We start from the raw sequence: 17,695 nt of genomic DNA, 5'->3' as shown, positions 1-17,695 counted from the left end.
GGGTGCCAGGGCTTTCCCGGGGCGATTCCCCGTGATGTGTTCGTTATGCGCGAACTTCAGCGACGCATAGGAAACATTCCGTGAACGGCGCTGGCGTGCCGGGACCCGGTCGGGCACCCTGGGGCCATGACGCTCACGACTTCGACGCTCGATTCCGTCATCGTCATCTGGCACGTCGCGGTGAACAACGGGGACGGGGCGACCGCTGCCGCCGCCTGCACCGACGACGTCGTGGTCGCGGGGCCCAAGGGCGAGTCCACCGGTCGCGACGAGATGGTCAGATGGGTGGAGACGGCCGGCGTGCGGCTGATGCCGCGCGACTGCTACGACGTCCCCGGAGGGATCGTCGTGGCGCAGGACGCGACCTGGAACAGCGACACGACGAACACCCCGCTGACGGTCTACTCGACCTTCGGCCTGCGCAACGGCTCGATCTCGAGCATCCACCGCTTCGCCTCGCTGGAGGAGGCGCGCGCCTTCCCGCTGGCCCAGGCGGCCTGAGACCACCGCGGCTCCGGCTGCACCGACAGGAGGAGGGCGGTCGCGCTGCGGCCGCCCTCCTCCTGTCCCGTCCTGCGGGAGGCCGTCACTCGGTCCCGAGGTGCTTGTCGGCCGTGTCGCGCCCGGACGCGATCGCGTCGGTGTGCTTGCCGCCCGTGGCCTTGTCCGCGGCAGCAGCGGCCTTGTCGAGCACCTGGTCGCTGACCTGCTCGCCCTTGTCGGTCTTCAGGAACTCCTGCGCCTTGTCGAACAGTCCCGCCATGGGAACTCCTTCCGTCGGTGTCGACCTCCTGGGTACCGCGAGCCGCTGCACAGTCGGTGGGAACTGCGACAATCGGACGGTGCCGACCTATCGCGACGAAGCCGTCGTGCTCCGCACCCACCAGCTGGGGGAGGCGGACCGCATCATCACGATGCTCGGCAAGCACCGGGGCAAGATCCGCGCGGTCGCGAAGGGCGTGCGGCGCACCTCCAGCCGCTTCGGATCGCACGTCGAGCCCTTCATGGTCGTGGACCTGCAGTGCTACGAGGGCCGCAGCCTCGACGTGATCCAGCAGGCGGAGTCGCTCGGCACCTACGGGTCGGCGATCGCCGCCGACTACGCGAGCTTCACCGCGGCGAACGTGATCGTCGAGACGGCCGACCGGTTGACGGACGAGGCGTCGCCGCAGCAGTACCTGCTGCTCGTCGGCGCGCTGCGTGCGCTCGCCCGCGGCGACCACGGGGCCTCCCTGATCCTCGACTCCTACCTGCTGCGCGCCCTCTCGATCGCGGGCTGGGCGCCGACCTTCGGCGACTGCGCGGTGACCGGTGCGCCCGGACCGCACACCGCGTTCGTGGCGCAGCTCGGCGGGGTCGTGGCGGACGCGGTCGCGCCGCCGGGCGTGCCGCGCCTGAAGACCGAGACGATCGAGCTGCTCGGCGCGCTGCTCACGGGGGACTGGGCGATCGCGGACGCCTCCGGTCAGTCGACGCGGGGGCAGGCGTCCGGCGTCATCGCCGCCTACGTGCAGTGGCACCTGGAGCGCGGGCTCAAGTCGCTGAACCACCTCGACCGCTCGGTCACCGCGCCCGCCGCGGCGGGCCTCGCACCCACCGGGACCACCGCCTGATGGCGCGGGTGCAGCTGGATCCGATCCGTCCGATCGACTGGACGCAGGAGTACCCGCCGGCGTTCGCGAAGGTGCCGGAGCACGTCGCCATCGTCATGGACGGCAACGGCCGCTGGGCGAACCGGCGGGGACTGCCGCGCATCGAGGGGCACCGGGCGGGGGAGGCCTCCCTGCTCGACGTCGTCGCCGGGGGCCTGCAGGCCGGCGTGAAGCACATCTCCGCCTACGCGTTCTCGACCGAGAACTGGGCGCGCTCGCCCGACGAAGTGCGCTTCATCCTCGGCTTCAACCGTGAGGTGCTGCGCCGCCGGCGCGAGCAGCTGAACGCGTGGGGCGTCCGGATCCGCTGGGCGGGCCGCACCCCGCGCCTCTGGCGCACGGTCATCGGCGACCTCCGGGCGGCGGAGGAACTGACCCGCGACAACCGCACGCTCACGCTGACGATGTGCATCAACTACGGCGGCCGGGTCGAGATCCAGGACGCGGTCCGCGAGGTCGCGAAGGAGGTCGCCGCCGGTCGCCTCAAGCCGAGTGCGATCACGGAGCGGACGATCGCGCGGCACCTCTACCTGCCGGACATGCCGGACGTCGACCTCTTCGTCCGGTCGTCCGGGGAGCAGCGCACCTCGAACTTCCTGCTGTGGCAGTCCGCGTACGCGGAGCTCGTGTTCCAGGACACGCTCTGGCCGGACTACCGCCGCACCCACCTGTGGGATGCGATCGCGGAGTACAACGCGCGCGACCGGCGCTTCGGCGGCGCGGTCGACGCGCCGGGGGCCGCGAGCGGCTGACCGGGTCGGAACGCCCCTGCCGCTCCGCAGGCTTCCTCCGTACCCTCGATCGGGAACGCAGCCGACGGGAGGACGTCGCCCGGCGCGGGCGGGCCGCCGGCTTCGAGGACGGGGACGTGCACGTGATGGAGACGACGACCACGATGATGCGCTCGATGGCGAAGCCCGAGGGCATGGCCATGGACATGATGAAGATGCAGGAGGCCATCGACGCCTGCTCGATGTCCATGCAGGCCTGCACGATGTGCGCCGACGCGATGGGCGGCATGGAGGGCATGGGCGTCTGCGCGTCCCGCTGCGCCATGTGCTCGGACGTCTGCATGACGACGATGCGCATGATGATGCGCCCCGCCGGCATGGAGCGGACCGCGATGGTCGCCATGCTCGAGGCCTGCATCGCCATGACCGCCGCGTGCATGGAGGAGTGCCGCACGCACGCCGACATGAGCGCGACCTGCGCGATGTGCGCCGACGCGTGCGAGGGGACGAACGCGGCGTGCAGCGCGCTGCTCGCCTCGATGGCGACGGACGCCTGACGCGCTAGCGAGGAGCCACGTTCAGCCGGTGCTCGCCGGCTGCGAGGACGCCGTAGCGCTCGTGCACGGCGACGAGCGAGCCGGGCACGAGCAGGTCGCTGCGGTGCGTGTGGTGCCACACGTGCACCGCCGCGCCGTCGGACCAGCGGTGCAGCGCGATCGTTCCGTCCTCCGCGGTGCCCGCGACGACGGCGTCGACCCAGCCCTCCGGGTGGAGGTGCGCGAGCCGGAGGCGCATCAGCGTCACCGCGTGGCCGGGGTGGTCGTCGATGCACATCGCGCCCTGCTCGCACGCCGAGAGGGCCTGCTGCTGGGCTGCGTGGTGCGTCATCGTCCGCTCCTGAACTCGCCGGGCCGTCCGGCGGTGGAGCCACGGTAGGGCGGGGTCGGGGCCCGGTCCACGGGGCCGGTCACACGGCGTAGCACTGCGGCGCCCGAGTCCGGGGGACGGCCCGCGCGCGGTCGGTAGGCTTGCCCGGCACACACGACGAGGCCCCGCAGCCGGCGAGGCCCGGAACGGGAGAACCGTGGCAGCCACCTCGCTCGACAGCGTCATCGCCCTCGCCAAGCGGCGCGGCTTCGTCTTCCAGGCGGGTGAGATCTACGGCGGCTCCCGGTCGGCCTGGGACTACGGCCCCCTCGGGGCCGAGCTGAAGGAGAACATCAAGCGCCAGTGGTGGCGCACGATGGTCCGCGGCCGCGAGGACGTCGTCGGCATCGACTCCTCCGTGATCCTGCCCCGCCGGGTGTGGGAGGCCTCCGGCCACGTCGAGGTGTTCTCCGACCCGCTCGTCGAGAGCCTCCACACGCACAAGCGGTACCGCGCCGACCACCTCATCGAGGCGTACGAGGCGAAGCACGGTCACCCGCCGGTCAACGGCCTTGCGGACATCCGGGACCCGGAGACCGGCCAGCCGGGCTCCTGGACCGAGCCGCGCGCGTTCTCCGGCCTGATGAAGACGTTCCTGGGCCCCGTCGACGACGAGGCCGGCCTCCACTACCTGCGCCCGGAGACCGCGCAGGGCATCTTCGTGAACTTCGCGAACGTGCTGCAGTCCGCGCGCATGAAGCCGCCGTTCGGCATCGGCCAGATCGGCAAGAGCTTCCGGAACGAGATCACGCCCGGCAACTTCATCTTCCGCACCCGCGAGTTCGAGCAGATGGAGATGGAGTTCTTCGTCGAGCCCGGCACGGACGAGGAGTGGCACGAGTACTGGATCCAGGAGCGGCACCGCTGGTACACGGACCTCGGGATCAAGCCCGAGAACCTCCGCCTGTACGAGCACGCGAAGGAGAAGCTCTCCCACTACTCGAAGCGCACCGTCGACATCGAGTACCGGTTCGGCTTCACCGGCGGGGAGTGGGGCGAGCTCGAGGGCATCGCGAACCGCACCGACTACGACCTGTCGACGCACTCGAAGGCGTCGGGCACCGACCTCAGCTTCTTCGACCAGGGCGCCGGGGAGCGCTGGACGCCCTACGTCATCGAGCCCGCGGCCGGCGTGACGCGCTCGCTGATGGCGTTCCTCGTGGACGCGTACTCGGAGGACGAGGCGCCGAACACGAAGGGCGGCGTCGACAAGCGGACGGTCCTGCGGCTCGACCCGCGGCTCGCACCGGTCAAGGCCGCGGTGCTGCCGCTCAGCCGCAACGAGCGCCTGTCGCCGCTGGCGAAGCAGGTCGCGGCGGACCTGCGTCAGGACTGGAACGTCGAGTTCGACGACGCGGGCGCCATCGGCCGCCGGTACCGCCGGCAGGACGAGATCGGCACGCCCTTCTGCATCACCGTCGACTTCGACTCGCTCGACGACCAGTCGGTCACCGTGCGCGGCCGCGACACGATGCAGCAGGAGCGCGTGGGCCTCGACCGGCTGCACGGCTACCTCGCGTCGGCGCTCGTCGGCGCCTGAGCCGTTCGTTCCCGATCCCGGACCCGTGACCGCGCGCGCATCCGGTCCCGCGTCCGGGATCGAGGTCGAGCCCGTCTCGACGGCCGCCGCTCCGCTGCCGGGGCGCGCGGTCATCCGCCAGCGGTGGAGCGACGCGGTCTTCCTCCACTGGCGGGTCGAGCCGGGCGAGGTCGCCGGCTGGCTGCCGCCGGGCACCCGGCCGGACACGACCGAGGACGGCGCGACGTGGGTCGGGCTGATCCCCTTCCGGCTGGAGCGCACCGCGTTCCCGCCGCTGCCGGTCGTGCCGTGGCTCGGCACCTTCCTCGAGACGAACGTCCGCCTGTACGCCGTCGACGAGCGCGGCCGGCGCAGCGTCGTGTTCCGCAGCCTGGACGCGGCGCACCTGCTGCCGGTGCTCGCGGCGCGCATCGGTCTGGGGCTGCCGTACCGCTGGGCGCGGATGCGGGGCGAGCGCCACGGCGACGTCCTCCGGTACGCCTCGGAGCGGCTGGAGGGCGCGGTCCGGCCGCGCACGCGCATCGCGGTGCGGCGGCTGCCCGGACGCGTGGAGGGCGACGCGCTCGCCGACTTCCTCACGGCGCGGTGGGCGATGCACGTCGGCCGGCCCTGGGGCACGCGGTACTGGCGCAACGAGCACGAGGCGTGGCCGCTGCACCGGGGCGAGCTGATGGACCTCGACGACGAGCTGCTCGCTTCCGCCGGGTTCCCCGGGCTCGCGGATCGGTCGCCCGACTCAGTCCTCGTGTCGCCCGGTGTCACGACGCGCTTCTCGGCCCCGATCGGCGATCGGTGACCGACGCGGAGGTCTGGGACGTCGTCGTGGTCGGCGCCGGTCCGGCCGGCTCGAGCGCAGCGCGGGTCGCCGCCGAGCGGGGGAGGCGCGTGCTGCTGCTCGACGCGGCCCGGTTCCCGCGGTACAAGACCTGCGGCGGCGGGCTCATCGGCACCGCGCTCGAGCTGCTGCCGTCCGCGGCGCTGACCGCGGTCGAACGCCGCGTCGCGACGGTGTCCTTCTCCCTCCGTGGCGGTCCGGAGCGCCGCGTCCGGTCGACGCGGCCGTTCCTCGCGCTCGCCCGCCGCGAGGTGCTCGACCAGGCGCTCGTCGACGCCGCGGTCGCCGCCGGCGCGACGTTCCGCGACGGCACGCGGGTGACCCGGCTCGCGGAGACCGGGGACGGGGTCGCGCTGACGACCTCCGACGGGCCCGTCCTCGCGCGCACGGTGGTCGGCGCCGACGGCTCCGCGAGCGTCGTCGCGCGGCACGTCGGCGTCCGGATCGCCCGGGCCGACCTGGGGCTGGAGGTCGAGCTCGCGGGCGTCGGGGAGGCGTGGGAGCACCGCGTCCACCTCGACTGGGGGCACGACCCCGGCACCTACGGCTGGGTCTTCCCGAAGGCGGACCGGCTCACCGTCGGCGTGATCCAGCGCAAGGGCGAGGGGACCGCGACGCGCGCCTACCTCGCGCGCCTGCTCGCCGGGCTCGGGCTGGAGGACCGCGAGCGGCTGCACGACTCCGGGCACCTGACCCGGTGGCGCGAGCCCGGCTCCCCGGTGCGACGCGGCCGCGTGCTCGTCGCGGGCGACGCCGCGGGCCTGCTCGAGCCGTGGACGCGGGAGGGCATCACCGCCGCGCTGCGCTCGGGCCTCGCGGCCGGTGCGGCCGCCGCGGAGGACGACCTCCCCGGCTACGAGGCGTTCGTCGCGCGTGAGCTCGAGCCGGACCAGCGCGCCGGCGCGCGTCTGCTGCGGGTCTTCGAGCGCGCACCGGCGCTCGCGCACCTCGCGGTGACGCGCACCGGGCCCGGAGCCCGGCGCTTCGTCCGGTTCAGCCGCGGCGAGGCCGGCCTCCGCGTCCTCCACCGCTGACCGCAGCCCGGTCACGGCGCGTCGTCGAGCCGGTACTCGATCTCGTGGGGCGCCACGATCCGCGCTGCGGCGGGGAAGGGCAGCAGGACGTGCACCTCCCGTCGCACGAGACGCCCCTCCTCGATCGTCGCGACCTCGTCCAGGTAGGCGATCGCGCGGCGGAGCGGGTCGTCGACCTCGCCGTCCTGCCGCAGCGCCGCCGCGATCTCGCCGGCCACCAGGGCTCGGGACACGCCCCGGAGCAGCCGCACCCGGCCGATCGAGGTCACGCCGTGCGACGCGACGCCGTGGAAGTCGTCCTCGCACGTGCAGTTCGCGCGGCCGCAGCCGGCCGGCGGCATGAGCAGCTCGCCCGGCACGCACTCGCGGCCGGGCTCGGAGAAGCCGTCGACGGCCAGGAGCACCGCCGTCCCCCGCCCCTGCGTCGGCCGTCGGACCGGCGCCCCGTCGATCCGGGGATCGTTCTTCCGCATTCCTTCCTCACCCGGCACGGGCAGGGGCACGGTAGGGGGCGGGTCCGACAGTCCCGCGGCGGGCGTGCGGGCGTCAGCTGCTGATGTCCGCCACGCGCGCGTCGAGCGCGGTGAGCAGCGCCGGGCCGTCGACGAAGGCGCTGAAGCCGTGCGCGCCGGCGCCCATCGCGATGCGGCCCGTGATCCGCTCGTCCGCGAAGACGGGCCAGGCCGTGCTGCTGCCGAGCGGGGTGATCGTGCCGCGCTCGTAGCCGGTCGCGGCGAGCGCCTCGTCCGCGCTCGGCAGGCGCAGCTTGTTCACGCCGACCGCGGCGCGGAGCTTCGCCCAGGCGATCTGCCGGTCGCCGGGGACGAGCGCGAAGAGGAACGTGCCGTGGCTCCGGGCGACCACGAGCGACTTCACGATCGACGCCGGGTCGAGCCCGAGCAGCGCGGCGGCGCCCTCGAGCGAGTCCGCCGCCGGCCGCTCCACCAGCTCGACGTCCAGCCCGAGCCGCTCGGCGGCCTCCGTCACGCGTTCGCTGCCCATGCTGGAACGCTAACGGGCTCGGACCCGGAGGGAATGCGGCAGGACGCGGCACGGTTCGCTGAGCCGTGAACACCCCCGTGAAGATCGACGTCTGGTCGGACGTCGCGTGCCCCTGGTGCTACATCGGCAAGCGGAAGTTCGAGGCCGGCGCGGCCGCCTCGGGCGTGCCCGTCGAGGTCGAGTACCACTCGTTCGAGCTCTCGCCGGACACCCCGGTCGACTTCGAGGGCAGCGCGGTCGACTTCCTCTCCGGGCACAAGGGCATCCCGCTGCAGCAGGCGAAGCAGATGACCGACCAGGTCTCCGCGATCGCGGCGGAGGTCGGCCTCGAGTACCACTACGAGGACATCCGGCACACGAAGACGCTGCTCGCCCACGAGCTCTCCCACTTCGCGAAGGCGCACGGCAAGCAGCTCGAGGTGACGGAGGCTCTGTTCAAGGCCTACTTCGTCGACGGCGAGCACGTCGGGCACGTGGACGAGCTCGTGGCGATCGCCGAGTCGGTCGGCCTGGACGGCGACGAGGCGCGCGCCGCGCTCGAGGAGCACCGCCACGCCGGCGACGTGCAGGCCGACCTCGCGCAGGCGGTCGCCTACGGCATCCGCGGCGTCCCCTTCTTCGTCATCGACGGGCGCTACGGCGTCTCGGGGGCGCAGGCGCCGGAGGTCTTCGCCGGCGCGCTCACGCAGGTCGCCGCCGAGCAGGCGGCCGCCCGATGAGCGACGCCGCACCGGCGGTCGCCGAGCCGCTCGCACCGATCGCGTTTACGATGCTGCCCGGCGCCGGTCCGGCCTGCGAGGGCGACGACTGCCTCCCGGCGGCCGCCCTCCCGCTCGATCCCGCCGACTCCTGACGCACCCTCCGTCTCGGAGGAGTGCGACTCCTCCGAAACGAAGGGTGCCGGGCGGGAACGGGGTGTCCCAGGCGTCCGGGAGAATGGGGGCGTGACCACGGCACTCGCGCCCGCGCCGATCCTGCGCATCGGGCCCCTCGACCTCGACGTCCCCGTCGTGCTCGCGCCCATGGCCGGCATCACGAACACCGCGTACCGGCGGCTCTGCGCCGAGTACGGCGCCGGGCTCTACGTGAGCGAGATGATCACGAGCCGCGCGCTCGTCGAGCGCACCCGCGAGTCGATGCGGCTCATCACGTTCCACCAGTCCGAGACGACCCGGTCGGTCCAGCTCTACGGCGTCGACCCGGCGACGGTCGAGGCGGCGGTCACGATGCTCCGCGAGGAGGACCGCGCGGACCACATCGACCTGAACTTCGGCTGCCCCGTCCCGAAGGTCACCCGCAAGGGCGGCGGCTCCGCGCTGCCCTGGAAGCTCGACCTCTTCCGCGACATCGTCGAGCGCGCCGTGCGGGCCGCCGGCCCCCTGCCGCTCACGGTGAAGATGCGCAAGGGCATCGACGCCGACCACCTCACGTACCTCGAGGCGGGCCGCATCGCCGAGGGCGCCGGGGTGGCCTCCATCGCCCTGCACGCCCGCACGGCGTCGGAGTTCTACTCCGGGCACGCCGACTGGTCCGCGATCACGAAGCTCAAGGAGACGGTCACCGACGTGCCCGTGCTCGGCAACGGCGACATCTGGAGCGCCGACGACGCGCTGCGGATGATGGCGGAGACCGGGTGCGACGGCGTCGTCGTCGGTCGCGGCTGCCTCGGCAAGCCGTGGCTCTTCGGCGACCTCGCGGCCGCGTTCGGCCGCGGCGTCGCGCCGGAGCCGCCGAGCCTCGGCGAGGTCGCGGACGCGTTCAAGCGGCACGCGGAGCTGCTCGTCGAGTTCTTCGGCGACGACGCCGACGGGGGTGAGCATCGCGGCTGCCGCGACATCCGCAAGCACGTCGCCTGGTACTTCAAGGGCTACGGCGTCGGCGGCCAGCTGCGCTCGCAGCTGGCGCAGGTCGAGTCGCTGGCGCACCTCGACGAGCTGCTCGGGCAGCTCGAGCGCGACCAGCCGTACCCGGGGGAGCCGGCGGAGGGCCAGCGCGGCCGCGCCGGGACGCCGAAGTCGCCGGCGCTGCCGGACCGCTGGCTCGAGTCGCGCACGCTCGATGCGGCCGACCGCGCCGCCGTCGCCGGTGCGGAGCTGGACTCGAGCGGTGGGTGACGCGCGGGACGCCGACCTCGGGTACGGCGAGTCCGACCGCGACCGCTGGCTGCCGGAGGACCACTCCTCCCGGCGCAGCGACTTCGCCCGCGACCGGGCCCGCCTGCTGCACTCCGGCGCGCTCCGTCGGCTGGCGGCGAAGACGCAGGTCCTGTCGCCGACGCTCGGCCTCGACTTCGCGCGGACGCGGCTGACCCACTCGCTCGAGGTCGCGCAGGTCGGCCGGGAGCTGGCGGGCAACCTCGGGCTCGCCCCCGACGTCGTCGACACCGCGTGCCTCGCGCACGACCTCGGCCACCCGCCGTTCGGCCACAACGGCGAGCGCGCGCTGAACGAGTGGAGTGCCGGCATCGGCGGCTTCGAGGGCAATGCGCAGTCGCTGCGGCTGCTGACGCGGCTCGAGCCGAAGGTGTTCGGGCCCGACGATCAGCCCTACGGCCTGAACCTCACCCGGGCGAGCCTCGACGCATCCCTCAAGTACCCGTGGGGCCTCGACGCCCCGGTGGGCGACCCGAGCGGGCGGGCGAAGTTCGGCTACTACCCGGAGGACGAGGCCGCGTTCGCCTGGCTGCGCAGCGGTGCGCCGCCGCGTCGGCCCTGCATCGAGGCGCAGGTCATGGATCTCTCCGACGACATCGCCTACTCGGTGCACGACTTCGAGGACGCGGTCGTCGGCGGCTCCGTCGACCTCGCGGCGCTGCGCTCGAACGCCTCGCAGCGCGACGTCGTCGGCGCGATGTGGGCGTGGGTCGGCGGCGCGTTCGACCAGGACGAGCTCGTGGAGGCCCTCCACCGGCTGCGCGCCATGGATTCGTGGATCGTCGAGTGGGACGGCTCGCGGCGCGCGCACGCGGCGCTGAAGAACCTGACCAGCCAGCTGATCGGCCGCTTCTCGGGCGCCGCGACCACGGCGACGCGGCGCGCGCACCCGGGCGGCGATCTCGTCCGGTTCAACGCCGACGTCGTCGTGCCCCGGGGCATCGAGGCGGAGATCGCCGCGCTGAAGGGCATCGTCGCCGCCTTCGTGATGGCGAACGACGACCGGCGCCCCGTCTACGTGCAGCAGCGCGAGCTGCTGCAGGAGCTCGCGGACGCCCTCCACGCCGCGCCGCAGCACCTCGACACCGCGTTCTCGGCCGACTGGGCCGCCGCGGAGGACGACCGCGCCCGGCAGCGGGTGATCGTCGACCAGGTCGCCAGCCTCACCGACCAGTCCGCGCTCGCGTGGCACGGGCGGCTCGTGCGGTGAGGCGGCGGACCCGCCGCATCCCGCCCGCGGCGCAGCTGCAGCTCGAGGGGGTGCTGCTCGCCGGCGGGCTCCGCGCGCTGCTGCTGCAGCTCGCGCACCCCGCGGTCGGGCACGGCGTCGCGCGGCACAGCGCCTTCGAGGCGGATCCGCTCGCCCGGCTGTGGGGGACGCTTCGCTACGTCTACGTCGTCGCGGCCGGGGACGACGACCTCGTGCGCCGGTCGGCGCGGGCCGTCGGTCGGGCGCACCGCCCGGTCGTGAGCGCCTCGGACGAGGCGGTCGCGTACGACGCCCGGGATCCGGCGCTGCAGCGGTGGGTGGCGGCGACGATCGCGGACACCGCGCTCCGCATCGCGGAGGCGACCTGGGGGCCGCTCCCGCCGGCGCTCGCCGACGAGCTGCTCGCCCGGATGGGGCGGCTCGCGACCGCGCTCGGCCTGCCGGCGGAGGAGTGGCCCGTCGGGCGGGCGGCCTTCGAGCGGGCGGTCGAGGCGGAGGCCGCCGTCCTGGCCTTCGACGCGGAGACGCTGCCCGTCGTGCGGGCGCTGATCGCCGCGCGGGGCACGCCCTGGTGGCTGCGCCGGATCATGCCCGCGTACCTGCGCGCCACCGTCGGCACGCTGCCGGCCCTGCGCCCCGCGCTCGAGCCGCTCGTGCCGCGCGGCGCGCCCGACCTGCTGCCGCTCGCCCGCCGCGTCGCGCCGCTGACCCGGTCGCTGCCGCGCTCCCTCCGGCGCCTGCCCGCCCGGCGCATCCTCGCCGCCGCGAGCCGCGCGCTCGGCTGAGGCCGTGACGGAGCCGGGATCTACGATCGCGGCATGCCCATCCCCGAAGCGGCCCGCGCGGCCGGTCACGTCCTGCTCGACGTCGCGAACGCCTGGGACGGCGACGCCGATCCCGAGCAGAACTTCGAGACCGCGAACGTCGCCGTCGAGCGGCTGCTCGAGGCGGACGCCGTCCGCGTCGACGTCGAGATCGCCGAATCGGAGGAGGACGGGGCGGACGACGAGATCGGCGTGAGCATCGACGTCTCCGACCTCATCGGACCGACCGGACTGCTGCTGCACCGCGCGCTCGTGCTGCTGGAGGAGCGCGGGCTCGACCGCGCCGAGGCCGTCGCGCTGCTCCGCGAGGCCGTCGACCGCGTCGACTGACGCCGCGCGTCGGCGGGGCGGGCCCGGTTGTGGAGACCGCGCCCGGGCGTCGCCGCACGAACCTAGAATCCGGTCTGTGCCAGGCCGGATCCGTCGCAGCGATGTCGACGAGGTCCGCAGCCGCACCGACATCGCCGCGGTCGTCGGCGAGCAGGTCGCGCTCAAGCCGGCGGGCGTCGGTTCGCTGAAGGGCCTCTGCCCGTTCCACGACGAGCGCAGCCCGAGCTTCACCGTGCGGCCGGCGGTCGGCCGGTACCACTGCTTCGGCTGCGGGGTCGACGGCGACGTCATCAGCTTCCTCATGGAGCTGGACCACCTGTCCTTCACGGACGCGGTCGAGTCGCTCGCCGCGCGCATCAACTTCACGCTCACCTATGAGGACGGGCAGCCGCAGCAGGACACGTCCAACCGCGTGCGCCTGCTCGAGGCGAACCGGCTCGCCGCCGAGTACTTCACCGCGCAGCTCCGCACCCCGGCCGCGGCGCCGGGGCAGCAGTTCCTCACCGAGCGCGGCTTCGACGAGGCGGCGGCCGCGCACTTCGGGGTCGGCTGGGCGCCGAAGTCCTGGGACGCGCTCACGAAGCACCTGAAGGGGCGCGGGTTCCAGGAGGCGGAGCTGTCCGCCGCGGGCCTCGTCTCCTCCGGCGACCGCGGGGTCTACGACCGGTTCCGCGGCCGGCTCGTCTGGCCGATCCGCGACCTCACCGGCGCGGTCGTCGGCTTCGGCGCCCGGCGCCTGCTCGAGGACGACCAGGGGCCGAAGTACCTGAACACGCCGGAGACGGCGATCTACCACAAGAGCCAGGTGCTCTACGGGCTCGACCTCGCGAAGCGCGACATCTCCCGCGAGCACCGCGTCGTGGTCGTCGAGGGCTACACGGACGTGATGGCCTGCCACCTCGCCGGCGTCACGACCGCGGTCGCCACCTGCGGCACCGCGTTCGGCGCGGACCACATCAAGGTCCTGCGCCGCGTGCTCGGCGACGAGGCGAGCGCGAACGGCGAGGTCGTCTTCACGTTCGACCCCGACGCGGCCGGGCAGAAGGCCGCCGTGCGCGCGTTCGCGGAGGAGCAGCGCTTCTCGGCGCGCACGTTCGTGGCGGTCGGCGCGGACGGGCTCGACCCCAGCGACCTCCGCACGCAGCGCGGCGACGCCGCCGTCCGCGCGATGGTCGAGGCGAAGCACCCGATGTTCGAGTACATGATCCGGCGTGTGCTGGACATGCACGACCTCGACGCCGTCGAGGGCCAGGTGGCCGCGCTCGAGGCCGCCGTGCCGATCGTCGCGACGATCCGCGATGACAACGTCCGGCCCGCGTACGTCCGGCTCCTCGCGCGCTGGCTCGCCATGGACCTCCCGACCGTCGAGCGCGCGGTGCGGCGCGGCCGGAACCGGCCGGCGCGCGCGGACCCCGACCGTCGGCCCTCCCGGGAGCAGGAGGCGCCCACCCGACCGCCGCGGCCGCCCGCCTCGCTCCGCTCGCTGCCCGACGACCCCGCGACCCGCCTCGAGCGCGAGGCGCTGATGATGATCGTGCAGGTGCCGCACCTCGTCGGCGGGGACCTGATCCGCCGCTCGACGGAGGTCGGCTTCCACAACGCGACGCTCGCCGTCGTGCGCGACGCCATCGGCTCGCAGCTCGCGCAGCTCGGCGGCGCCGGCTGGCTCGAGCGGCTGACCGCGGAGGTGCCGGAGCCGATCGCGCCGATCGTGCAGGAGCTCGCGTTCCTCCCGCTGCCCGTGCGGGCGAGCCAGGAGGAGCAGCTCGCGCGCACGGCGAAGGCCACCGTGGCGTCGCTCGTGGACCGGCACCTGCTGCGGCAGAAGGCCGACCTCGTCCGGCAGCTGCAGCGCACCGAGGGCGCCGCCGACGCGGAGCGCCTGCGGGAGCTGCGCCAACGGCTCGTCGGCGTCGAGGCGGACCGGAGGACGCTCCGCGGGGTCTGACCCGGTGCGCGCCCTTCCCTAGGCTCGACGGGTGCACAGTGCGGTGATCGATCGGTGGGCGTTCCGGCTCGGAGACGAGCGGGGGGCGTCCGCGAAGGGCTTCGACGACGCGGCGTGGCGGCGCGTGCGCGTGCCGCACGACTGGAGCGTCGAGCAGCCCTTCGCCGAGGAGCACTCGAGCGGTACCGGCTACCTCCCGGGCGGGATCGGCTGGTACCGGGCGCACGTGCCGTTCACGGCCGCGCCGGGGCAGCACGTCCGGCTCGTCTTCCACGGCGTGTACCGCGACGCCGAGGTGTGGGTGAACGGGTACCACCTCGGCGCCCGGCCGTCCGGGTTCGCCCGGTTCTCCTTCGACCTGACCGAGATCGCCTCCTACGCCCCCGATGACGACCTCGTGATCGCGGTCCGCGTTTCGCGCCTCGAGACCGCCGACTCCCGCTGGTTCAACGGCACGGGCCTGAACCGGCGGGTCGAGCTCGAGGTGCACGAGCCGGTGCACCTCCGCGAGCACGGGACCGTGGTCACGACCGAGCGGGCCGACGTGGCGGAGGCCGTCGTGCGGGTCGTGCAGCGCATCGCGAACGACACGGACGCGGCGGTCGTCGTCGCGGTGCGGCATGAGCTCCGCTCGCTGTCGACCGATCGCTCGCACGCGTTCGAAGCGGAGGTCACGGTGCCGGCGCGCACGGAGGCGATCGCGGTGGCGGTGGTGACGATCGCGGACCCGGAGCTGTGGACGGACACCGATCCGCGCCTCCACCGCCTGACGTCGACGCTGTCGTGGACGACCGACGGGGCCGCGCAGCGGGCCGAGTACACCGAGATCGTCGGCATCCGGACGATCCGCTTCGACCCGGACCACGGGTTCTCCGTGAACGGCGAGCGCCGCGTCCTCCGCGGCGTCTGCCTCCACGACGACGGCGGTCCCTTCGGCACCGCCGTGCCGGCCGACGTGTGGCTCCGGCGCCTCCTGACGCTGCGGGAGATGGGCGCGAACGCGGTGCGGATGGCGCACAACCCGCACTCGCCCGAGCTGTACGCGCTCTGCGACGTCCTGGGCCTCTTCGTGATCGACGAGGCGTTCGACGAGTGGGAGAACCCGAAGAACAAGTGGTGGCAGGGCCACAACGTGTATCCGCCGAAGCACGACGGCCCCGCACGGGAGTTCCCGGAGTGGCACGAGCGCGACCTCACGGCGATGGTCGAGGCGCACCGCAACCACCCGTCGGTGATCGCCTGGAGCATCGGGAACGAGGTCGACTACCCGAACGACCCGTACGCGCACCCGCTCTTCCAGGAGTCGGTCGGCAACAACGACGCCGGCAAGCCCGCCGCCGAGCGCGTGTACGACCCGAACCGGCCCGACATCCGTCGCCTGACGACGATCGCGAAGCGGCTCGGCGCCATCGTGCGCGCGGCGGACCCGACCCGGCCGGTGACGCTCGCCGCCGCGTTCCCCGAGCTGTCGAGCCGGACCGGGCTGCTCGACGACCTCGACCTCGTCGGCTACAACTACCGCGAGGCCAGGTACGCGGAGGACCACGCGCGCTTCCCGGACAAGCCCTTCGTCGGCAGCGAGACCTCCCACCGCTACGTCGACTGGCTCGCGGTCGTGCGGAACGAGTGGGTGGCCGGTCAGTTCCTCTGGACCGGTGTCGACTTCCTCGGCGAGACGACCCTGTGGCCGAACCACGGCTCCCGGGCCGGGCTGCTGACCATCGCCGGCTTCCCGAAGCCGGGCTACCACCTGCGGCGCTCCTGGTGGGCCGAGGAGCCGGTCGCGCACGTCGTCCTCCGCCCGGCGGGGGAGGACGGGGACCTGCGGGAGGGCCGCGCGGTGCGCGGCTGGAATGGCCGCGACCCCCTGCAGGTGCTCGCCTTCGCGAACGGCGACGAGGTCGAGCTGCGCTGGGGCGACGAGCGGATCCCGCTCGAGCGGGACGAGGAGCACGGCTGGTGGTCCGCGGTCGCGACGCCGCGCGCCGAGCCGCTGGTGCTCGAAATCCGGCGCGACGGCCGCACGGTCGCCCGCGACGAGGTCCGCACCGCTGGACCGGCCGAGCGGGTCGAAGCGACCGCATGGCGCGCCCCGGAGCACGTCGCATCGGCGGTCCGCGCCGCTGGCCTGCCCCTCGACGAGCTGCTGCAGGTGGAGGTCCGGCTCGTCGACGGTGCCGGCGAGCCGGCCGGGGACGACCGCCTCGTCGCGGTCGCGGTCGAGGGCGGCGAGCTGCTCGGCATCGAGAGCGGCGACCTCGCCGATCCGACGCCGTACCCGTCGACCGAGCGCCGCACGCGCGACGGACGCCTGATCGTCTTCGTCCGTCCCGCCGGCTCGACGGCCATCACCCTCCGCGCGGAGGGCCTCGACGAGGTGCTGATCCGCGACGACTCCGCCCGCTTCGCTGGTTGAGCCGGGCGCTCTGCGCCCGTGTCGAGACCTCCCCGAGCGGATCGCGCGCTCGGGGTGGTCTCGAGTCCCTCGGGCGGGAACACCGCCCGTGGGGCCCATCGCTTCGCTCGCACCTCGACCAGCGAGGAGCCGCGGCGGGCCGCCCCAGTCCTGGGGTGTCGCGGGTCCGGCGCGCCGCGCCGGAGATACGCTCCGAGCACCGACGGAGGGGTGCGGATGATCGACAGCGGTGCGGTGGTCGTCACACGCGATCTCACGGTGGGCTACCCGGGCGCGGCCCGGTTCGACGCCGTCCGCGGGGTGGACCTCCGGATCGAGCCCGGCGAGCTCGTCGGGATCGTCGGCGAGACGGGCGCGGGCAAGTCGACGCTCGCGCAGGTGCTCGCCGGCCGCGTGCGGGGCAAGCGGGCGCCGCGCGTCCTCGGCGGCTCCGTCTCGGTGCTCGGCATGCGCGCCGAGCGTCCCGGCCGCACCACGACCCGCGTCCTCGGTGCCCAGGTCGGCTACCTCCCGCAGCACGCGGGCCGCACGCTCACGCCCGGCCTGACCGTCGTGGAGAACGTGACCGCGCCGCTGTTCGGGCGCGATCGCCGCTTCGATCGCCGCGACGCCGGCACCCGCGCCGCCGAGCTCCTCGACGCGGTGCAGCTGCCGCTCTCGACCATGTCCCGGTACCCGTGGGAGCTCTCCGCCGGGCAGCGGCAGCGCGTCGCGATCGCCCGGTCGCTGATCCTCCAGCCGATGCTGTGGGTGGCGGACGAGCCGACCTCGAGCGTCGACGTGGCCACGCGCGGCCCGGTCCTCGACACCCTGCTCGATCTCCACGCCGAGCGCGTCTTCTCCGCCGTGATCATCAGCCACGATGCGGCGGTCATGCATCGCACCACGCAGCGCGTGGTCGTGATGCACCGCGGCGTGCTCATCGCGGCCGGCACCGCCGAGCAGGTGCTCGCCGACCCGGCGCACCCGTACGTCCGCGGCCTGCGGGACGACTACTTCCTCCGCACCGGCGCGATCGGCGTGACGTCGCCGCGCGTCGTGGAGGCCGCGGACGAGCTCGCCGGGGCTGCGGCGCCGCGCTGAGTCCTTGCCA

20 protein-coding genes are annotated in these 17,695 nt (G+C 74.1%); 16 read left to right on the top strand and 4 right to left on the bottom strand.

Annotated features, from left to right (window positions below; all coding sequences use genetic code 11):
* Positions 1 to 126: 126 nt before the first annotated feature.
* The gene (locus CLV52_RS12625; protein ID WP_133766656.1) at positions 127 to 501 is read left to right on the top strand and encodes a nuclear transport factor 2 family protein; all 375 of its coding nucleotides are present in this window, start codon (positions 127 to 129) and stop codon (positions 499 to 501) included.
* Between the two features lie 85 nt (positions 502 to 586).
* On the opposite strand, the gene CLV52_RS12620 is transcribed toward CLV52_RS12625, so the two are convergent.
* The gene (locus tag CLV52_RS12620; RefSeq protein ID WP_133766655.1) at positions 587 to 763 is read right to left on the bottom strand and encodes an Rv0909 family putative TA system antitoxin; all 177 of its coding nucleotides are present in this window, start codon (positions 761 to 763) and stop codon (positions 587 to 589) included.
* 79 nt (positions 764 to 842) lie between these two features.
* On the opposite strand from CLV52_RS12620, the gene recO reads away from it, so the two are divergent.
* From recO to CLV52_RS12605, 3 genes are all read left to right on the top strand, one after another.
* A complete protein-coding gene (recO, locus tag CLV52_RS12615) occupies positions 843 to 1,613 on the top strand; it encodes a DNA repair protein RecO (RefSeq protein ID WP_133766654.1) in 771 nt (256 codons plus the stop codon).
* Entirely contained in the window at positions 1,613 to 2,404 is a 792-nt protein-coding gene (locus CLV52_RS12610; protein ID WP_133766653.1) for an isoprenyl transferase, read from the top strand. Before recO ends, CLV52_RS12610 begins: the two co-directional genes overlap by 1 nt.
* Before the next feature lie 125 nt (positions 2,405 to 2,529).
* A complete protein-coding gene (locus tag CLV52_RS12605; protein WP_133766833.1) occupies positions 2,530 to 2,940 on the top strand; it encodes a four-helix bundle copper-binding protein in 411 nt (136 codons plus the stop codon).
* A gap of 4 nt (positions 2,941 to 2,944) precedes the next feature.
* On the opposite strand, the gene CLV52_RS12600 is transcribed toward CLV52_RS12605, so the two are convergent.
* Complete coding sequence (locus tag CLV52_RS12600; RefSeq protein ID WP_133766652.1) at positions 2,945 to 3,271, bottom strand: hypothetical protein; 327 nt, start codon at positions 3,269 to 3,271, stop codon at positions 2,945 to 2,947.
* 196 nt (positions 3,272 to 3,467) lie between these two features.
* Here CLV52_RS12600 and CLV52_RS12595 point away from each other — a divergent pair, with 196 nt between their 5' ends.
* From CLV52_RS12595 to CLV52_RS12585, 3 genes are read left to right on the top strand one after another with little or no spacing between them, the layout of a single operon-like run.
* Positions 3,468 to 4,850 (top strand): glycine--tRNA ligase, encoded by a 1,383-nt coding sequence (locus CLV52_RS12595; protein WP_133766651.1) that lies wholly within the window; start codon positions 3,468 to 3,470, stop codon positions 4,848 to 4,850.
* Between the two features lie 25 nt (positions 4,851 to 4,875).
* Positions 4,876 to 5,646, top strand: a complete 771-nt coding sequence (locus tag CLV52_RS12590) for a YqjF family protein (protein ID WP_246018111.1) — start codon at positions 4,876 to 4,878, stop codon at positions 5,644 to 5,646.
* Positions 5,643 to 6,719 carry a geranylgeranyl reductase family protein gene (locus CLV52_RS12585; protein WP_211342685.1) on the top strand — a complete coding sequence of 359 codons (1,077 nt, stop codon included), beginning with the start codon at positions 5,643 to 5,645 and terminating at the stop codon, positions 6,717 to 6,719. The genes CLV52_RS12590 and CLV52_RS12585 overlap by 4 nt, the downstream gene beginning before the upstream one ends.
* Positions 6,720 to 6,730: 11 nt before the next feature.
* Here the strand turns inward: CLV52_RS12585 and CLV52_RS12580 are convergent, their stop codons facing one another.
* Together CLV52_RS12580 and CLV52_RS12575 are read right to left on the bottom strand one after the other, a co-directional pair.
* Positions 6,731 to 7,192, bottom strand: coding sequence for a DUF7715 family protein (locus tag CLV52_RS12580; RefSeq protein WP_133766650.1), 462 nt, complete (start codon positions 7,190 to 7,192; stop codon positions 6,731 to 6,733).
* A 73-nt stretch (positions 7,193 to 7,265) separates the two neighbouring features.
* Positions 7,266 to 7,721, bottom strand: a complete 456-nt coding sequence (locus CLV52_RS12575) for an aminoacyl-tRNA deacylase (protein WP_133766649.1) — start codon at positions 7,719 to 7,721, stop codon at positions 7,266 to 7,268.
* Positions 7,722 to 7,786: 65 nt separating this feature from the next.
* Here CLV52_RS12575 and CLV52_RS12570 point away from each other — a divergent pair, with 65 nt between their 5' ends.
* The 9 genes from CLV52_RS12570 (at position 7,787) to CLV52_RS12535 (ending at position 17,685) form a co-directional block, all read left to right on the top strand.
* A complete protein-coding gene (locus tag CLV52_RS12570; RefSeq protein WP_133766648.1) occupies positions 7,787 to 8,440 on the top strand; it encodes a DsbA family oxidoreductase in 654 nt (217 codons plus the stop codon).
* On the top strand, positions 8,437 to 8,574 hold the full coding sequence (locus CLV52_RS18470) for a hypothetical protein (RefSeq protein ID WP_162850839.1): 138 nt from the start codon (positions 8,437 to 8,439) through the stop codon (positions 8,572 to 8,574). The genes CLV52_RS12570 and CLV52_RS18470 overlap by 4 nt, the downstream gene beginning before the upstream one ends.
* Before the next feature lie 91 nt (positions 8,575 to 8,665).
* Positions 8,666 to 9,835 (top strand): tRNA dihydrouridine synthase DusB, encoded by a 1,170-nt coding sequence (dusB, locus tag CLV52_RS12565; protein ID WP_133766647.1) that lies wholly within the window; start codon positions 8,666 to 8,668, stop codon positions 9,833 to 9,835.
* Complete coding sequence (locus CLV52_RS12560) at positions 9,828 to 11,084, top strand: deoxyguanosinetriphosphate triphosphohydrolase (protein WP_246018110.1); 1,257 nt, start codon at positions 9,828 to 9,830, stop codon at positions 11,082 to 11,084. Before dusB ends, CLV52_RS12560 begins: the two co-directional genes overlap by 8 nt.
* Positions 11,081 to 11,869, top strand: coding sequence for an oxygenase MpaB family protein (locus tag CLV52_RS12555; protein WP_162850838.1), 789 nt, complete (start codon positions 11,081 to 11,083; stop codon positions 11,867 to 11,869). The genes CLV52_RS12560 and CLV52_RS12555 overlap by 4 nt, the downstream gene beginning before the upstream one ends.
* A gap of 33 nt (positions 11,870 to 11,902) precedes the next feature.
* Positions 11,903 to 12,238, top strand: coding sequence for a hypothetical protein (locus CLV52_RS12550; RefSeq protein ID WP_133766644.1), 336 nt, complete (start codon positions 11,903 to 11,905; stop codon positions 12,236 to 12,238).
* Between the two features lie 76 nt (positions 12,239 to 12,314).
* Entirely contained in the window at positions 12,315 to 14,186 is a 1,872-nt protein-coding gene (dnaG, locus tag CLV52_RS12545) for a DNA primase (RefSeq protein ID WP_133766643.1), read from the top strand.
* 31 nt (positions 14,187 to 14,217) lie between these two features.
* Entirely contained in the window at positions 14,218 to 16,602 is a 2,385-nt protein-coding gene (locus CLV52_RS12540) for a glycoside hydrolase family 2 TIM barrel-domain containing protein (protein ID WP_133766642.1), read from the top strand.
* Between the two features lie 216 nt (positions 16,603 to 16,818).
* On the top strand, positions 16,819 to 17,685 hold the full coding sequence (locus tag CLV52_RS12535; protein ID WP_133766641.1) for an ATP-binding cassette domain-containing protein: 867 nt from the start codon (positions 16,819 to 16,821) through the stop codon (positions 17,683 to 17,685).
* Positions 17,686 to 17,695: the final 10 nt, after the last annotated feature.

The organism is Amnibacterium kyonggiense (assembly GCF_004364555.1).
In the GTDB taxonomy this organism is placed as follows: Bacteria; Actinomycetota; Actinomycetes; order Actinomycetales; family Microbacteriaceae; genus Amnibacterium; species Amnibacterium kyonggiense.
The sequence above is the reverse complement of the archived record's forward strand: the minus strand, read 5'-3'. Positions and strand labels throughout refer to the sequence as shown.